Origin of the sequence: Pseudomonas sp. FP2309, from assembly GCF_030687575.1 — a bacterium.
Classification (GTDB): Bacteria; Pseudomonadota; Gammaproteobacteria; order Pseudomonadales; family Pseudomonadaceae; genus Aquipseudomonas.
Map to the genome: position 1 here is coordinate 303075 of NZ_CP117439.1, position 15390 is coordinate 318464.

At 61.6% G+C, this 15390-nt stretch carries 14 protein-coding genes; 6 read left to right on the forward strand and 8 right to left on the reverse strand.

What is annotated here, in order from left to right:
• The first annotated feature begins 73 nt into the window (after nt 1–73).
• The 3 genes from PSH59_RS01365 to PSH59_RS01375 all read left to right on the forward strand — a co-directional run bounded on the left by PSH59_RS01365 (nt 74) and on the right by PSH59_RS01375 (nt 3924).
• Nucleotides 74–1249, forward strand: a complete 1176-nt coding sequence (locus tag PSH59_RS01365; RefSeq protein ID WP_305394118.1) for a tetratricopeptide repeat protein — start codon at nt 74–76, stop codon at nt 1247–1249.
• A gap of 281 nt (nt 1250–1530) precedes the next feature.
• Nucleotides 1531–3468, forward strand: a complete 1938-nt coding sequence (locus PSH59_RS01370; protein WP_305394119.1) for an ATP-dependent DNA helicase RecQ — start codon at nt 1531–1533, stop codon at nt 3466–3468.
• 24 nt (nt 3469–3492) lie between these two features.
• A complete protein-coding gene (locus PSH59_RS01375) occupies nt 3493–3924 on the forward strand; it encodes a thioesterase family protein (protein WP_305394120.1) in 432 nt (143 codons plus the stop codon).
• Nucleotides 3925–4003: 79 nt separating this feature from the next.
• Here the strand turns inward: PSH59_RS01375 and PSH59_RS01380 are convergent, their stop codons facing one another.
• The 4 genes from PSH59_RS01380 to PSH59_RS01395 all read right to left on the reverse strand — a co-directional run bounded on the left by PSH59_RS01380 (nt 4004) and on the right by PSH59_RS01395 (nt 8858).
• Nucleotides 4004–4483 carry a glycine zipper domain-containing protein gene (locus PSH59_RS01380; protein WP_099584415.1) on the reverse strand — a complete coding sequence of 160 codons (480 nt, stop codon included), beginning with the start codon at nt 4481–4483 and terminating at the stop codon, nt 4004–4006.
• Nucleotides 4484–4690: 207 nt separating this feature from the next.
• Entirely contained in the window at nt 4691–7039 is a 2349-nt protein-coding gene (locus tag PSH59_RS01385; protein ID WP_305394121.1) for an FdhF/YdeP family oxidoreductase, read from the reverse strand.
• The gene (gene fdhD, locus PSH59_RS01390) at nt 7036–7875 is read right to left on the reverse strand and encodes a formate dehydrogenase accessory sulfurtransferase FdhD (protein ID WP_248083100.1); all 840 of its coding nucleotides are present in this window, start codon (nt 7873–7875) and stop codon (nt 7036–7038) included. Before fdhD ends, PSH59_RS01385 begins: the two co-directional genes overlap by 4 nt.
• A gap of 95 nt (nt 7876–7970) precedes the next feature.
• Nucleotides 7971–8858: a LysR family transcriptional regulator gene (locus PSH59_RS01395; protein ID WP_248083102.1), complete on the reverse strand. Its 888-nt coding sequence runs from the start codon at nt 8856–8858 to the stop codon at nt 7971–7973.
• A gap of 132 nt (nt 8859–8990) precedes the next feature.
• Here PSH59_RS01395 and lysM point away from each other — a divergent pair, with 132 nt between their 5' ends.
• Entirely contained in the window at nt 8991–9431 is a 441-nt protein-coding gene (gene lysM / locus PSH59_RS01400) for a peptidoglycan-binding protein LysM (protein WP_248083103.1), read from the forward strand.
• Nucleotides 9432–9475: 44 nt separating this feature from the next.
• Here lysM and yrfG read toward each other — a convergent pair whose 3' ends face one another.
• Nucleotides 9476–10138 carry a GMP/IMP nucleotidase gene (gene yrfG, locus PSH59_RS01405; protein WP_305394122.1) on the reverse strand — a complete coding sequence of 221 codons (663 nt, stop codon included), beginning with the start codon at nt 10136–10138 and terminating at the stop codon, nt 9476–9478.
• Nucleotides 10139–10225: 87 nt separating this feature from the next.
• On the opposite strand from yrfG, the gene nudE reads away from it, so the two are divergent.
• Together nudE and cysQ are read left to right on the forward strand one after the other, a co-directional pair.
• Complete coding sequence (gene nudE / locus PSH59_RS01410) at nt 10226–10792, forward strand: ADP compounds hydrolase NudE (protein WP_248083113.1); 567 nt, start codon at nt 10226–10228, stop codon at nt 10790–10792.
• Nucleotides 10789–11625: a 3'(2'),5'-bisphosphate nucleotidase CysQ gene (gene cysQ, locus PSH59_RS01415; RefSeq protein WP_248083115.1), complete on the forward strand. Its 837-nt coding sequence runs from the start codon at nt 10789–10791 to the stop codon at nt 11623–11625. The genes nudE and cysQ overlap by 4 nt, the downstream gene beginning before the upstream one ends.
• A gap of 66 nt (nt 11626–11691) precedes the next feature.
• Here cysQ and PSH59_RS01420 read toward each other — a convergent pair whose 3' ends face one another.
• The 3 genes from PSH59_RS01420 to PSH59_RS01430 are packed head-to-tail and all read right to left on the reverse strand — an operon-like array spanning nt 11692 to nt 15355.
• A complete protein-coding gene (locus PSH59_RS01420; RefSeq protein WP_248083117.1) occupies nt 11692–12147 on the reverse strand; it encodes a YiiD C-terminal domain-containing protein in 456 nt (151 codons plus the stop codon).
• Nucleotides 12148–12173: 26 nt separating this feature from the next.
• Nucleotides 12174–13550 (reverse strand): sigma-54 dependent transcriptional regulator, encoded by a 1377-nt coding sequence (locus PSH59_RS01425; protein ID WP_248083119.1) that lies wholly within the window; start codon nt 13548–13550, stop codon nt 12174–12176.
• A complete protein-coding gene (locus PSH59_RS01430; protein ID WP_305394123.1) occupies nt 13547–15355 on the reverse strand; it encodes an ATP-binding protein in 1809 nt (602 codons plus the stop codon). The genes PSH59_RS01425 and PSH59_RS01430 overlap by 4 nt, the downstream gene beginning before the upstream one ends.
• Between the last annotated feature and the right edge of the window lie 35 nt (nt 15356–15390).

The window sequence follows — 15390 nt, forward strand, 5'->3', positions numbered from 1 at the left end:
AGCTGAATTCAGCGTATGTTTCACCGCAAAATCTTGTCGGGCGATTCAGCCCGCTACTTAAAGGGAGTTAAGCATGGGTTTGCGTCATGTCGCTTCGGCGATGTCATTGTGTGCGGTGGCTTTTTCCGTTCAAGCCGACCAGCTGCCGATTGAAGTGCTCAGTGCGGTGGTCAAGGACCAAAAAATTGCCGATGCCGAAGTGCTACTGCAGCGCAATGGCGCGCAGAACGTGGTGGGGCGCACCAACGCCCAGGGCCAAGTCACCCTCACCAGCGAAGCCGCGGACGATGCCAGCAGCCTGCTGATCATCAAGAAGTCTGGCTATTCCAACCTGGTGGTGAAGTGTCCGTGCAAAGGCATGACGTATGCGATCAGCCCGGTCATGGAAAACCTCGATGGCCTGCGCGTGGTGCTGACCTGGGGCCAGACGCCGAGCGATCTCGACTCCCATATGATCTTCCCCGGCAACAATATCTACTTTGAGAACAAGACCGGCACCGACGCCGAACTGGACGTGGATGACACTGACAGCTACGGCCCGGAAACCATCACCCTGCAGAAAAAACACTACGGCGAAAGCTACGTTTACGCTGTGCACGACTATAGCAACGGCGGCAATCCAGGCTCGCGCCAGCTGTCCAGCAGCGAAGCCAAGGTGTTCGTGTACATGGGCCAGTCCCTGGTGCGCACGTACTACGTGCCGAAGAACCGCAGCGGCAACCTGTGGACAGTGTTCCGCATGACCGGCAGCGGCGACTTCCAGGACATCAACACCTTCAGCGGCGTTACCGTGAATGCGGCCAATGTGCTCAACGAAGTTAAACCGCTGCTGGATGACAGCGTCGCGGTAACCGCGGTCGCCGTCAGCACTTCCGCACAAACCGATGCGAAGCGTCTGAACGTGCAGGGTGAAGCCGCCTACAAGGCAGGTAACCTGGACCAGGCCATTGACCTGTTCCGTCAGGCGATCGACTTGGACAACGGCTTCGGCAAAGCGTACGGCAACCTCGGCCTGGCCTATCAGAAAGCCGGCAACACCGCCGAGTCGATCTGGGCCAACCGCAAGGCCATCGCCCTCGCCACCGGCGCCAATGCAGCGACCGTGCGGGCAGGTGCCTACTACAACATTGCGCGGATCTACGAAGCGGCGGGCCAGTTCCCGGATGCGTTGCGTCACTACCAGTTGGCCAAGGAACAGAAGGCCAATCCGGTGTATGACACGGCGATTGAGCGGGTCCAGAACCGCTGATTCAGCTGTAGGGCAGTTCTAACGTGGGGGAGGGAGTTTGCCCCGATGGCCGTGGACCAGTCAGCGATACCTGACTGATACCGCGTCATCGGCGACAGCCCCTCCCACATTTGTTTTGTAGTTTTCCTACATCGGCAGTCGAACGTGTCGAATTGGGCCCAGGGCCATTGCTGCACCCTGTGTATCATCCTGTCTCTTTTTCCCTTCGACCTTTCTCGCTCCGCTGAGCTGGCTGGACTACGTTTTTAAGCCACCTTCAGCGGTCAATGGAGTGACAGCCTATGCACGACACCCTCCAGCAGGTCTTTGGTTATCCACAGTTTCGTTTGGGTCAGGAGCAAACCGTCAGCGCAGTGCTGGCCGGCCGTTCGGCGGCCGCGATTTTCCCTACCGGGTCGGGCAAGTCCCTGTGTTATCAGCTGTCGGCCGTGCTGCTTCCGCACCTGACCGTGGTGGTATCGCCGTTGCTGGCACTGATGCAGGACCAGCTTGGTTTTTTGCAGCGCCATGGTATTTCGGCGGGCAGCATCGATTCGGCCCAGAGCCGTGACGAGGCCAATGACGTCATGACGCGGGCGCGCTCCGGTGAGTTGAAAATCCTGATGATTTCCGTGGAGCGTTTGAAAAATGAACGCTTTCGTAACTTCCTGCAAAGCGTGCAGATTTCCCTGCTGGTGGTCGATGAGGCGCACTGTATTTCCGAATGGGGCCACAACTTCCGTCCGGACTACCTGAAGCTGCCGGACTACCAGCGCCAGTTCAAGATCCCACAAGCCTTGCTGCTGACGGCTACAGCCACGCCCAAGGTGATTGCGGATATGCAGGCGAAGTTCGCCATTGCAGCGGACGATGTGGTAACCACCGGCTTTTACCGGCCCAACCTCAACTTGCTGGTCGAACCGGTGAGCGGTGCGGATAAGCGTCGTCGCCTGGTGCAGTGGATGAACGAGCGAGCCGATCAGCCGAGTATCGTCTACGTCACCCTGCAAAAAACCGCCGAGCAGATCGCCGAGCACCTGAACCGCAACGGTATCCAGGCCGAGGCTTATCACGCCGGTTTGCCCCACGATAAGCGCGAGGGCATCCAACAGAGATTTATGGGCGGGCGCTCCAATTGCATTGTCGCCACTATCGCGTTCGGTATGGGCATCGACAAGAGTGACATTCGCAATGTGGTGCACTTCGATCTGCCCAAATCCATCGAGAACTACAGCCAGGAAATCGGCCGTGCAGGGCGTGATGGTCAGCCCTCGGACTGCCTGGTGTTGGCCAACCGCGACAGCCTCAACGTGCTGGAAAACTTCGTGTACGGCGACACGCCCGAGCAGGACGGTATTCGCCGTGTGCTGGAGGATCTGCAGGCGGCGCGCAGCGATGGACAGTGGGAGTTTTTACTGAGGTCGTTGTCGGACCACAGCAATATCCGTGAACTGCCGCTCAAGACGCTGCTGGTGCAGTTGGAACTCAAAGGGGTGATCGCGCCGCGCTATGCGTTTTATGCCGAATACCGTTTCAAGTACCTGATCGAACCCGACGCTTTGCTGGCACGGTTCTCCGGGGAGCGGCAGCAGTTCGTCGCAGCGATCATTCAGGTGTGCAAGCGGGCGAAAACCTGGGCGACGGTGGACTTCGACGCGCTGTATCAACAGCACAATGCCGAGCGCGGTCGGGTCGTGAAGGCGCTGGATTATTTCCAGGAGCGAGGTCTGATCGAGCTGGAAAGCAAGCAAATGACCGAGGTCTACAGCCTGCTGGACATCGCGTTCGATCCACAGGTGTTGAGCGCCGAGTTATACACAGGCTTCAAGCAGCATGAAGTGACGGAAGTGGCGCGGATTCACGCCATGCTTGAGCTGTTCGCCACCGAGCATTGCCTGGGGCACAGGTTGGCGCAGTATTTTGGTGATGAGAACGCGCCGCAGCGCTGCGGTCATTGTTCGGTGTGCCATGGCAACGTCGCGCATCTGCCAGCGCCGCCGGCCTTGCCGCCGCTTGTGGATAAAAACTTTATGGGACTGTGCGGTGATTTTATCCACAGGCATCATCAACACACCGGCCAACTGCCGAGTGCGGAACGCCTGACGCGCTTTCTGGGGGGCATCAGCGTACCGTTGTTTACGAAGTTGAAGGCGCGGGGCATTCCCGGTTTTGCAGCGCTGGAGGACTATCCATACGCCGAAGTGCGTGAGTGGGCCGAGGCTCACTTGAACACCCTGTAAACCCATTTTCCGCGAGATGTGCCCATGCCTGATTCAGTGCCACAACGCGCCGACTACGCTCACTTCCAGCCGATCATCACGCGCTGGCACGACAATGACGTATACGGTCACGTGAATAACGTTACCTATTACAGTTTTTTCGACACGGCAGTGAATACCTACCTGATCGAGCAGGGTGGGCTGGATATTCATGGCGGTGAGGTCGTGGGTTTTGTGGTGAGTTCGGCGTGCGATTACTTTGCGTCGGTCGCGTTCCCTGAGCGCATTGATATCGGCCTTCGGGTAGGCAAGTTGGGCAATAGCTCAGTGCAATACGAGTTGGCGGTATTCAAGGCAGGCGAAGAAGAGGCCTGCGCGGCGGGGCGCTTTGTGCATGTGTTTGTGGATCGGCAGACGAACCAGCCGGTGACGATTCCGGGGTTGTTGCGCGAGGTGTTGCAGCGGTTGGTGGTCTGACTCGATCCGACACACGCGGCATAAACCAAATGTGGGAGGGGTATGCCCCTCCCACATTGATGTGCCGTGTTTTTAAAGCTTACCGGTGACGGTAGTGATGTTTGTTCTTGCGGTGGCCATAGGCATGGCCGCGGCCTGGATGATCATCGCGGTCATAACGGCGGTAATCACGGCCACGATCACGACGGTCATCGTCATCGCTCTTGTTGCCCATGTAGTTGCCCAGCGCGCCACCGGCGCCACCACCGGCGGCCGAGCCGATCAGTGCACCGGTGCTGCCGCCGACACTGCGGCCCACGACGTTGCCGCCGGCTGCGCCGAGTGCGCCGCCTATGGCTGCTTCGCCGCGGCTGCGCTTGTCGGCGCCGACCGCACTGCCACCTGCGCCACCCAGGGCCGCACCGATCGTCGAACCGGTATTGCCGCCCAGCTGCTGGCCGACAACGGAACCTAGAACCCCGCCCAATGCGCCGCCTACACCGGCTTCGGTGGTGCCGCCGGCCATGGCTGCGCCACTGACCAGGCCAAGGGACAACAAGAGAATCGAGGAGAACTTCATTCAGGGAAACCTCAAGGGGATGACGGCGCGATCCTGAGGCTGTATTGACATTGTGACAATAGAAATCCGACCAGTAACACGAGTTGTACACAATTCTCTAAGTTACTGTTTTAACTACGGAACTTAAGTGTTTTTTGCGAGTCATTAGCTACTTCGGAACGGCCGCTTTTATGCAAAAGCGGCCTTTTTTGTGTCCGAACTGATCGATCAGGCCGAGCGCGCCATGATCAAGCCGCTCTCGCTCGCCGCTTCCAGGCGAATCGCGACAAATTTCGACGTTGGCGTATGGCTGCCATCGCCCGTGCTTTCCAGCGGCACCAGCGGATTCACCTCCGGGTAATAAGCCGCTGCCTGCCCCGCTGGAATATCAAACGCCAGCAATGTGAAGCCCTTCACGCGGCGCTCACGGCCATCTTCCCACAGCGAAACGATGTCGGCTTTCTGCCCCGGCTTGAAGCCCAGGCGAATGATGTCCGCCTCATTGACGAACAACACGTCACGCTGGCCCTTGACCCCGCGATAGCGATCGTCCAGGCCATAAATGGTGGTGTTGTACTGATCGTGGGAGCGCATCGACTGCATGATCAGGTCCGGCACGCGACCGGTGGCGTGGGTGCGTTCGTGGATCAGGTCGGCAGGCAGGACGTTCGGGCGGAAGTTGGCGCGGCCCGATGGGGTGTTCCAGCGACGCGCGCCGGCCGAGTTGCCCAGATAAAAACCGCCTGGGTGTTTGATGCGCTCGTTGAAGTCCTTGAAGCCTGGGATGGTGTCGGCGATCAGGTCGCGAATGCGCCCGTAGTCGGCGACCAGCCAGTTCCAGTCCACCGGTTTGCTGCCCAGGGTGGCGGCGGCAATGCCGGCGAGGATGGCCGGCTCGGATTTCATCAGCGGTGACAGCGGTTGCAGTTGGCCGTTGGAGCCGTGAACCATGCTGAATGAATCTTCCACCGTGACCGCTTGCGGGCCCTCGGCCTGGATGTCGATGTCGGTACGGCCCAGGCACGGCAAAATCAGCGCGTCTTTACCGTGCATCAGGTGGCTGCGGTTGAGCTTGGTGCTGATCTGCACGGTCAGGTCGCAATTGCGCAGCGCTTCGAAAGTGCGCGGGCTGTCCGGGGTGGCTTGAGCAAAGTTGCCGCCCAGGCCGATAAACACTTTGGAGCGACCTTCGAGCATGGCGTGGATCGCTTCGACCACGTTGTGGCCGTTGGTCCGCGGCACCTGGAACTGGAAGCGCCGCTCCAGAGCGTCCAGGAACGCCACGGGTGGGCGTTCATTGATGCCCATGGTGCGGTCGCCTTGCACGTTGCTGTGGCCGCGCACCGGGCACAGGCCCGCGCCCGGACGGCCGATGTTGCCGCGCAGCAGCATCAGGTTGGCGATTTCCTGGATGGTCGGCACCGAGTGGCGATGCTGGGTGATGCCCATCGCCCAGCACATGATCACGTTCTTGCCTTTGGCGTACATGCGCGCGGCTTGCTCGATCTCCACCAGGGGCAGGCCGGACTGCGCGACGATTTCATCCCAGGAGGTGTCGTCGATTTTGGCCAGGTAATCGAGCACGTTTGCTGTGTGTTCATTGAGGAAGTCGTGGTCGAACACCGCTTCCTTGCCTTCGGCCTGGGCCTGGCGCTCCCACAACAGCAGGAACTTGGCCATGCCGCGCAGGATGGCCATGTCGCCGCCCAGGGCCGGACGGAAGTACGCCGTGTTGGTCGGCTTGTCGCCGTTGGTGAGCATTTCCAGCGGGTGTTGCGGGTGCTGGAAGCGTTCCAGGCCGCGCTCTTTCAGCGGGTTGATACACACCACCTGGGCGCCACGTTTGACCGCTTCGCGCAGCGGTTCGAGCATGCGCGGGTGGTTGGTGCCGGGGTTCTGGCCCCAGACGAAAATCGCATCGGCGTGTTCGAAATCGTCAAAGGTCACGGTGCCTTTACCGACGCCCACGCTTTGCGCCAGGGCCACGCCGCTGGCCTCGTGGCACATGTTCGAACAATCCGGGAAGTTGTTGGTGCCGTAGGCGCGCACGAACAGTTGGTACAGGTAGGCCGCTTCGTTGCTGGCGCGGCCGGACGTATAGAACTCGGCCATGTCCGGGCTTGGCAGTGCATTGAGGTGCTTGCCGATCAACTCGAAGGCCGCGTCCCAACTGACCGGGGTGTAGCGGTCGGTCTCGGCGTCGTAGCGCATCGGCTCGGTCAGGCGGCCCTGGTATTCGAGCCAGTAATCGCTCTGTTCCAGCAACGCGGTGACGCTGTGCTTGGCGAAGAATGCAGCGTCCACGCGGCGCTTGGTCGCTTCCCAGTTCACGGCTTTGGCGCCGTTCTCGCAGAACTTGACCATGCCGCTTTCCGGCGAATCACCCCAGGCGCAGCCGGGGCAGTCGAAGCCGCCGTTCTGGTTGGTCTTGAGCATCATGCGCAGGTTTTTCAGCGCGTTGTCACTGGTCAGCCATGCCTGTGCGACGCTGATCAGCGCGCCCCAGCCGCCGGCCGCCCCTTTGTAAGGCTTGTAACGCGGGGTTGGGGTTTGGTCGGCTTGATGATGATTGCTCACGGCTGGTTCTCCATCGCAGGGCTGTAGACCCGCGGCGCACTTCGGTGCGGCAGGTGGATGAGATTGAGGTTATGTCGGCGGGCCCATTGCAGGGCCAGGCCGGTGGGCGACGACAGGCTGACCAGGGTCTGGATGCCCGCGCGCAGGACTTTCTGGATCAATTCAAGGCTGCAGCGGCTGGTGACAATTGCCAAGCCACCGTCGGTGGGGATCTTTTGGCGGATCAGCGCACCGATCAATTTATCCAGTGCGTTATGCCGGCCGATGTCTTCGCGACCCAGCAGTAATTCGCCTTGGCTGTTCATAAATACCGCCGCATGCACCGCACCGCTGTGCTGGCCCAGGGGCTGGAACGCGCTGATGCGCTGGCGCAGGCCGTCGAGCCACGCCGCAGGCGGCAATGGCGCGCCGGGCAGCACTTGCAGGTCGGGCAGGGCCTGTTCCACCGCCTCCACGCCGCACAGGCCGCAGCCGCTGGTACCGGCCAGTTGGCGGCGTTGCTGCTTGAGGTTCCAGAAGGCGCGGCTGGAAATCTGCACCTGAGCGTACTGGGTCGAGCCAGATCCGCTGAGTTTCAGATCATAAATGTCGCTGACGTCGGTGATGATGCCGCTGCCGATGCTGAAACCAACGATGAAGTCTTCCAGGTCCGTCGGCGTCACCAACATGACTGCCTGGCTGATGTCGTTGTAGGCAATCGCCAACGCCACCTCTTCCGCCAACGCAGTGCTGGCGACGTCCGTGTGTTCGAGATTGCAATACTGATAGCTCTGGCTGGCGGCGGGCGCGGGCGTTTCGAGAGCGGGCGCCGCGCAGACTGGGCGCTTGGCGTTCATGGGGCAGTCACCGACGGATTGATCAGTGTTTAGACTAGGCGCGACAAAGCGTCGCGTCTAATTGCCAGTACTGATCTGCCGATAGATGACGTCGATCAAGACTCTGTTTGCGATTTCTGATACAGCGCAAAACACGCCTCGGCCAGCGCCGAACGCGGCGCACTGCGCCGCATGATCAAGCCCAGGCGCGCCAGGGTGTGGGCGTCTTCGATCGGTTGCAGGCGCAGGTGCTCGGTGAGCGCGTCCAGGCCACCGTCAAGCGGCATCACCGCGCAACATAAACCGCCGTGCACGGCTTGTAACAACTGATGGACGGCATCGGTTTGCAGCAACGGTTGCGGGGTGAGCCCACGGCTGTGGAAGTTGTGGTCGATGGACTGGCGAAAGTGCATGCCGCTGGTGAGCATGCCCAGGGGCAGTTCTATCAAGGCTTCCCAGCTCAATGGCGTGTCGCCAAAGCTGAAAAAACGTTGATCGTAGAGCAGGCCCATACGGGTTTCACCCAAGGCCAGCGAGTCGAAGCGTTCGTTGTCCAGACGCTCCAGGTAAGACACGCCCAGATCCAGGCGATTACTCGCCAACTGCTCAAGAATCTGCTCGGAGCTGAGGGCCGACAGCTCGAAGCGCAGGCTTGGGTGTTCTTTGTGCAACTGTTGCATCAGCGCCAAGGGATCGAAGCTCGACAGCGGCACCACGCCCAGGCGCAAGGTGCCCACCAGGTTGCCGCGACACGCGGCCGCCTCGGCCTGTAAACCGTCATAGGCCGCCAGCACCGTGCGTGCCCAGGCCAGCACGCGCTCGCCGGGGGCCGTGAAACCCTCGAAACGCTGGCCGCGATTGACCAGCGGCAGGTCCAACTCTTCTTCAAGGCTGCGCAGGCGCATCGACAGCGTGGGCTGGGTGATATGGCAGCGCGCCGCGGCCTGGCCGAAGTGGCGGGTTTCGTCGAGGGCGATCAGGAATTTCAGCTGTTTGATGTCCATCTTCGCTCCAGGGCTTATTCCAATGGCGTGGGGATTCTAGCGCGTTTGGGTCTTTTGCCGGTCCGGAACCAGACTCCTTGAGACTGGTCTAGTCTTGGGCATCTGGAATTCAACTACCAAGGAGAGTGCACCATGAGTCTTTTTAGCTTTGTGAAGGAAGCCGGCGAGAAGTTGATCGATCTGTTGACGCCGGGTAATGCGAATGCGGGTGAGCAGTTGAAGGAACACGTCGCCAAGGTGGGTCTGGGGAGTCCGAATGTGCAGACCACTGTAGATGGCGACACGGTGACCGTGACCGGTGAAGTCGCCACCCAGGAAGAGAAAGAGAAGATTCTGCTGGCGCTGGGCAATATTGCCGGGGTGGCCAGCGTGGATGACCGGATCACCGTAACCGGCCCGGCCGTTGTCGCTGCCCGTTTCGTCGTGGTGAAAAAGGGCGACACCCTGAGCGCAATTTCCCTTGCGGTGTATGGCAACGCCAACCAGTACAACAAAATCTTCGAGGCCAACAAGCCGCTGTTGTCGCACCCGGACAAAATCTACCCAGGGCAGACGCTGCGCATTCCTGAGTAAAACGAAAAAATGCGGGAGCGGGCAAGCTCGCTCCCGCATGGCGTTCAGAGTCCGGTCATTAAATCTCGGTAATTGTCGACCGCCGCAAACTCCGCCGTTTCCTTCGCCCCCTTCTTGCTGTCCGGCTCTTTCACGGCCAGCAGATGCGCCACACCAAAATCCCGCGCACTGCGCAAAATCGGCAAGGTGTCGTCGATAAACAGGCTGCGCGACGGTTCAAAGCCCGTGTCGGCTTGCAAGGCATCCCAGAATTGCGGGTTTTCCTTGGCGAAACCGTAGTCGTGGGAACTGATCATACGTTCGAAGTACGGTGCCAGTTCGATGCGTTCCATCTTCAAAGACAGTGAATCACGGTGGGCGTTGGTGATCAGAATAACGCGTTTACCGGCCTGTTTGATCGCCGCAAGGAAGGTATCGGCGTCCGGGCGCAAGGCGATCAAGTGCGCGGTTTCCAGCTTGAGTTCACGCACCGGGATCTTCAGTTCCGCACTCCAGAAGTCCAGGCAATACCATTGCAACTGGCCGGCGTTACGCTCGAACAGTGGCAGCAACTCCATCTCGGCCATGGCCCGGCTCACACCGTGCAACTCGGCGTAACGCTGGGGCAGGTGTTCCATCCAGAAATGGTTGTCGTAGTGCAGGTCGAGCAGGGTGCCGTCCATGTCCAGCAGGACAGTATCGATGGCGTGCCAGGGCAAAGAGGGCATGGGGTGTTCTCATGTAAGTAAAGATATCCGACACAGACAATCGGAAAAGCCACGGTATAGTAACCCGATCACGCCAAGGAGCCGCTTATGCGCCAGAAACCCACCGTCCTCGCCCGCGAAATAGTCGCCAGTAGCCGTTTGTTCCGCGTGGAGGAAGTGCAATTGCGCTTTTCCAATGGCGTTGAACGGACCTACGAACGCCTCGTGGGGCGCGGTGCCGGTTACGGCGCGGTGATGATTGTGGCGATGGTGGACGAAGACCACGCGCTGCTGGTGGAAGAGTATTGCGGCGGCACCGATGAATATGAGTTGTCCCTGCCCAAGGGCCTGATCGAGCCTGGCGAAGACGTGCTCGCGGCGGCAGATCGCGAACTCAAGGAAGAGGCCGGTTATGGCGCGCGGCAGTTGGAGCACATCACCGAGCTGTCGCTGTCCCCCGGTTATATGAGCCAGAAAATCCAGGTGGTGCTGGCCACCGACCTCTACGAAGAACGGCTGGAGGGCGATGAGCCCGAGCCGATGCGCGTGGAGAAGGTCAACCTGCGTGAGCTGTCGCAGTTGGCACAAAACGAACAATTCAGTGAGGGCCGTGCCCTGGCGGCGTTGTACCTGGTACGAGACCTGTTGATCCAGCGTGGAGCGTTCAGCGCATGAGTGAACTGTTTTTAGGCCACCCGTTTATCGCCCCCGTGATCGAGCTGGCTCGCCAGGCAGGCGACGTTATCCTGCCGTATTGGCGCGCCGATGTGGCCGTGACCTCCAAGGCGGACGATTCGCCAGTGACGGCAGCCGACCTGGCCGCTCACCATCTGATCCTGGCCGGCTTGACCGCGCTTGACCCGAGCATCCCGGTACTGTCCGAAGAAGACGCCGATATCGACCAGAGCGTGCGCGCCGGTTGGACGCGTTGGTGGTTGGTCGACCCGCTGGATGGCACCAAGGAATTTATTGCCGGCAGTGAAGAGTTCACCGTCAATATTGCCCTGATCGAACAAGGGCGCGTGGTGTTCGGCGTGGTGTCGATGCCTACCAGCGGTCGTTGCTATTTCGGCGGCGCAGGTCTGGGCGCGTGGCGCTCCGATGTAAACGAAGCGCCCAGGCAGATCCAGGTGCGTGAGGCGCCGGCGGCGGGTGAGGCGTTTACCGTGGTTGCCAGCCGTCGGCACAGCAGCCCCGAGCAGGAAAGCCTGTTGAGCGGTTTGAGCGCAGGGTTGGGCGAATTGAAGCTGGCGAACATCGGCAGTTCGCTGAAATTCTGCCTGTTGGCCGAAGGCAGCGCCGATTGCTACCCGCGCCTGGCTCCGACCTCGCAATGGGATACGGCTGCGGCCCAGGGTGTGCTGGAAGGTGCGGGGGGAGAGGTGCTGGAATTGAGCGGTGAGCCGTTCAGTTACCCGGCGCGGGCGTCGTTGTTGAACCCGTTCTTCCTGGCGTTGCCGGCTAAAGCGCCGTGGCGTGAACGCCTGTTGACCCTGGCCCGGTCCTGACCTCTCTAGCGATTCAATGTGGGAGCCGGCCAGTCGGCTCTCACACCTGGCCATGTGCCTGGGTTTTCAGCGGTGCAGCACATACTGGCCGGTAAATGTCACTGCCCGCTCATCGCGGCCCTCATTCACAATCCACGTCTCCAGCGCCAATCGCGCCCGCCCGTAGCGCCTGTACGTCGCCAGAAAACGCTTCCACACCTTCTCCTCCGGCGCCGCGCAAATGGCGGTTGCATCCTGTGTGACCGGCAGCGGATAACTGATCTGCCCCTCCTGAATCACGATATGCCCGTCCTCGATCCCTTCTTCGCGCAATTGCAGGTGCAGCCAGCCCCAGCCCGCCAGTACCGCACCACAGTAGAGACTGCCGCCGAACATGGTGCTCTTGTGGTTGATGTTGGCGTCCAGCGGCAGGTGCAGGCGCAACTGCCCGTTCTGCCAGTCGAGCACCTTGAGGCCCATGTCACGGGTCAGCGGGATGTCATGGTGGAGGATGGATTCCAGGTAACGGCTGTCGCGGCTCATGGGGGCCTCTGGGTGGGTGGGCGGGGTCATTCGTCGTCAGCGCTTTGATTGGCGAAGTTCAGGCCGTGCTTGCGCAGTTTGTCGTGCAAGGTCTTACGCGGCACGCCCAGAGCTTCGGCAAGACTGCGCATGGAACTGTGGGGGCGGGTCAGTTCGGCGGCGATCAGGCTTTTTTCGAATTGCTCGACTTGTTCACTCAAGCCGCCCGGTGTGGAGGTGAGCACGCTGCTGGTTGGGTTGTCCGGCGTGCTGTCCAGTGCCAGTTCCAGGCCCAGAGCAAAGCGCTCGGCGGCGTTCTGCAGTTCACGCACGTTGCCCGGCCAGCTATAACGCAACAACAAGGCGCGCTGGCCCGGCTGCAGCTCGTGCAGCGGCAAGCCGTGGCGGCTGCTGGCTTCGTCGGCGAAGTGCTGGAACAGCATCAACGCATCTTCGCCACGCTCGCGCAGCGGCGGAATGCGCAGCGGTGCAACATTGAGGCGGTAATACAAGTCGGCGCGAAAACGGCCCTGATCGGCGGACTGGCGCAGGTCTTCCTTGGTGGCGGCGATGATGCGGATGTCCAGCGGGATCAACTGATTACCGCCCAGGCGCTCCACCACGCGCTCCTGCAACAGCCGTAGCAACTTGACCTGCACGTCCAGGCTCATGCTTTCGATTTCATCGAGGAACAGCGTGCCGCCGTTGGCGAACTCGAACTTGCCGATGCGCCGTTTCTGCGCGCCGGTAAACGCTCCGGGTTCGTGGCCGAACAGTTCGCTCTCCACCACCGATTCGGCCAAGGCACCCGCGTTGATCGCCACAAACGGGCCACTGCGGCGGCTCGACAGGTCGTGCAGGGCACGGGCGACCACCTCTTTGCCGGCCCCGGTTTCGCCAAGGATCAGCACGTCGGCCTTGGTCGCCGCCAGGGCGCCGATCTGCTCGCGCAGGCGCAGCATTTGCGGCGAGTGCCCCACCAGGCGCGTACTCAGTTGCTGGCGGTCGCTGAGGGCCAGGCGCAGGCTGCGGTTGTCCAGCACCAGACGGCGCAAGGCCAGGGCGCGGCGCACGCTGTCGAGCAGCGAATCGCTGGCAAAGGGCTTTTCGAGGAAGTCATAGGCGCCGGCGCGCATGGCTTGCACTGCCAGCGGCACGTCGCCGTGGCCGGTGATCAGCAGCACCGGCAGGTCCGGGTCCTGGCCGTGGAGTTCGGCCAGCAGCTCCAGGCCGTCCATGCCGGGCATGCGGATATCACTGACGACCACGCCGGGCCAGTCCCGCGACAGACGCGCGGTGAGGCCGGTGGCTTCGCCCAGGGGCAGCACTTTCAGCCCGGCCAGGTCCAGGGTCTGGCACAGCGCCTGACGCAGGTGTGGATCGTCGTCGATCAACACCACCTGAATCTGGTTATCGATACTCATACACTGCGGTCCTCGGACGGTTGCAGACTGACGCCCGGCGAGCCGGCACGCAATTTCAAGGTTAACAGCGCGCCGCCTTCCTTGTGGTTGGCAAACAGCAGTTCGCCACCAAAGGCGCGCATCAGGGTGTCGCAGATCGCCAGGCCCAGCCCCAGGCCCTGGGTTCGGGTCTTGGTGGTGTAGAAAGGCTCGCTGGCGCGGCCCAGTGCTTCCATGCAAAACCCCGGACCGTTGTCGCGAATGTACAGGTTGACGCCGTGTGCGGTGGTTTCGGCACTCAGCCAGAGTTTGCGCGGTGGGCCTTTTTCGGTCAGCGCATCGAGGGCGTTGGCCAGCAGGTTGCCCAGCACCTGGCGCAGACGGGTTTCGCCGGCCTGTACCCACAGGGTGGCTTCCGGCAGGTCGCGGATCAGCTCCACTTCCATCGACCGCCGGCGCTTGGCCAGCAACGCCAGGGCATCGTCCAGGGCCGGTTGCAGCGCCACGCTTTCCGGCGCATGCCGGTCGCGGCGGGCGAAGGCGCGCAGGTGGGCGATGATCGACGCCATGCGCCCGGTCAGCTCACTGATGAGCTTGAGATTGCCCCGCGCATCAGCGGTGCGTTCATGGTCGAGCAGGATCTCGGCGTTTTCCGCATAGCTACGAATCGCCGCGAGGGGCTGGTTGAGTTCGTGGCTGATACTGGCCGACATGGTGCCCAGCGCCGACAGTTTTCCGGCCTGTACCAAATCGTCCTGGGCGCGCACCAGCTCCTGCTGGGCGTGCTCACGTTCCAGCACTTCCTGTTTCAGGCGTCGGTTGAGGCCCTCCAGGTCGCTGGTCCGTTCCACCACACGGGCTTCCAGTTCGCGGCGCGCCTTGGCTTCGAAGGCAATGCGGTCCAGGTAATGGCGGCGACGTTGCATCATCAGGCCCAGCAACAGCATCAACACCAACAGCGTGGCGCCACCCACGGCGACCACCGTGCGCACCGGACGGCTGATCAGCGAGCGCGGGGCGAGGATTTCGACGTTCCAGCCGGTCTCGGCGATGGCGGTCGATTGGCGCAGCCAGGCGCTACTGCTGAGGCTCAGCGGTTGCGGGTCGCGGGTCGGGTAGGGCTGGATCGCGATGATCGCCTGGCGTTCTTCGGCGGTCAGCGGCCGGGTGGCGCGGAACCTCCATTGCGGGCGCGACGTGAGGATCACCACGCCGTTGTGGTCGGTCACCAGCAGTTGTTCGGGGGTGTTGCCCCACAGGCTTTCGGTGTGGTCCAGGTCGACCTTGACCACCAGCACGCCGATGATTTCATCGCCGTCGCGCACGGCGGCAGCAAAGAAGTAACCGCGTTTGGCCGACGTGGTGCCCAGGCCGAAAAAGCGTCCCAGGTGCCCGGCCATGGCTTCGCTGAAATACGGACGGAACGAGAAATTGCGTCCGACAAAGCTGTCCTGTTTATCCCAGTTCGAGGCGGCGAGGGTTTTGCCGGTGGTGTCCATCAGGTACATCACCTCGACCCCGGCCTGGGCGGCAACGTCCTTGAGCAACTGGTTGGCGTTAGTCAGGTTGGTGCTGACGTGGGGCGCATCCAGCGCAGTGCGCAGGGCAGGCAAGTCACCGAGGATCTGCGGCAGCACTTCATAGCGGTGCAGCGTGCCCAGCAGGTTGGCCACGTACAGATCGAGGGTCTGGCGGTTCTGCCCTGCCAGCTCGCTGCGGTAGTAGCGCTCGGCCAAATGCTCCAGCGGCCACAGCAGCGGTGCCAGGCACAACGCCAAGAGGGCGAGGCTGCGCCAGCGGGGTCTTCGCGGGAGGGATGGAGTCATGGGAGTCGTGCGCCTGTGGGAACAGACGCATTATG

What these genes read in the sequence shown, in the direction of transcription:
- PSH59_RS01380 (WP_099584415.1), bottom strand. Translation starts at nt 4,483, where the DNA reads ATGAAGTTCTCCTCGATTCTCTTGTTGTCCCTTGGCCTGGTCAGTGGC.
- yrfG (WP_305394122.1), bottom strand. Translation starts at nt 10,138, where the DNA reads ATGCCCTCTTTGCCCTGGCACGCCATCGATACTGTCCTGCTGGACATG.
- PSH59_RS01375 (WP_305394120.1), top strand. Translation starts at nt 3,493, where the DNA reads ATGCCTGATTCAGTGCCACAACGCGCCGACTACGCTCACTTCCAGCCG.
- PSH59_RS01370 (WP_305394119.1), top strand. Translation starts at nt 1,531, where the DNA reads ATGCACGACACCCTCCAGCAGGTCTTTGGTTATCCACAGTTTCGTTTG.
- nudE (WP_248083113.1), top strand. Translation starts at nt 10,226, where the DNA reads ATGCGCCAGAAACCCACCGTCCTCGCCCGCGAAATAGTCGCCAGTAGC.
- PSH59_RS01365 (WP_305394118.1), top strand. Translation starts at nt 74, where the DNA reads ATGGGTTTGCGTCATGTCGCTTCGGCGATGTCATTGTGTGCGGTGGCT.
- lysM (WP_248083103.1), top strand. Translation starts at nt 8,991, where the DNA reads ATGAGTCTTTTTAGCTTTGTGAAGGAAGCCGGCGAGAAGTTGATCGAT.
- fdhD (WP_248083100.1), bottom strand. Translation starts at nt 7,875, where the DNA reads ATGAACGCCAAGCGCCCAGTCTGCGCGGCGCCCGCTCTCGAAACGCCC.
- PSH59_RS01425 (WP_248083119.1), bottom strand. Translation starts at nt 13,550, where the DNA reads ATGAGTATCGATAACCAGATTCAGGTGGTGTTGATCGACGACGATCCA.
- PSH59_RS01420 (WP_248083117.1), bottom strand. Translation starts at nt 12,147, where the DNA reads ATGAGCCGCGACAGCCGTTACCTGGAATCCATCCTCCACCATGACATC.
- PSH59_RS01430 (WP_305394123.1), bottom strand. Translation starts at nt 15,355, where the DNA reads ATGACTCCATCCCTCCCGCGAAGACCCCGCTGGCGCAGCCTCGCCCTC.
- cysQ (WP_248083115.1), top strand. Translation starts at nt 10,789, where the DNA reads ATGAGTGAACTGTTTTTAGGCCACCCGTTTATCGCCCCCGTGATCGAG.
- PSH59_RS01395 (WP_248083102.1), bottom strand. Translation starts at nt 8,858, where the DNA reads ATGGACATCAAACAGCTGAAATTCCTGATCGCCCTCGACGAAACCCGC.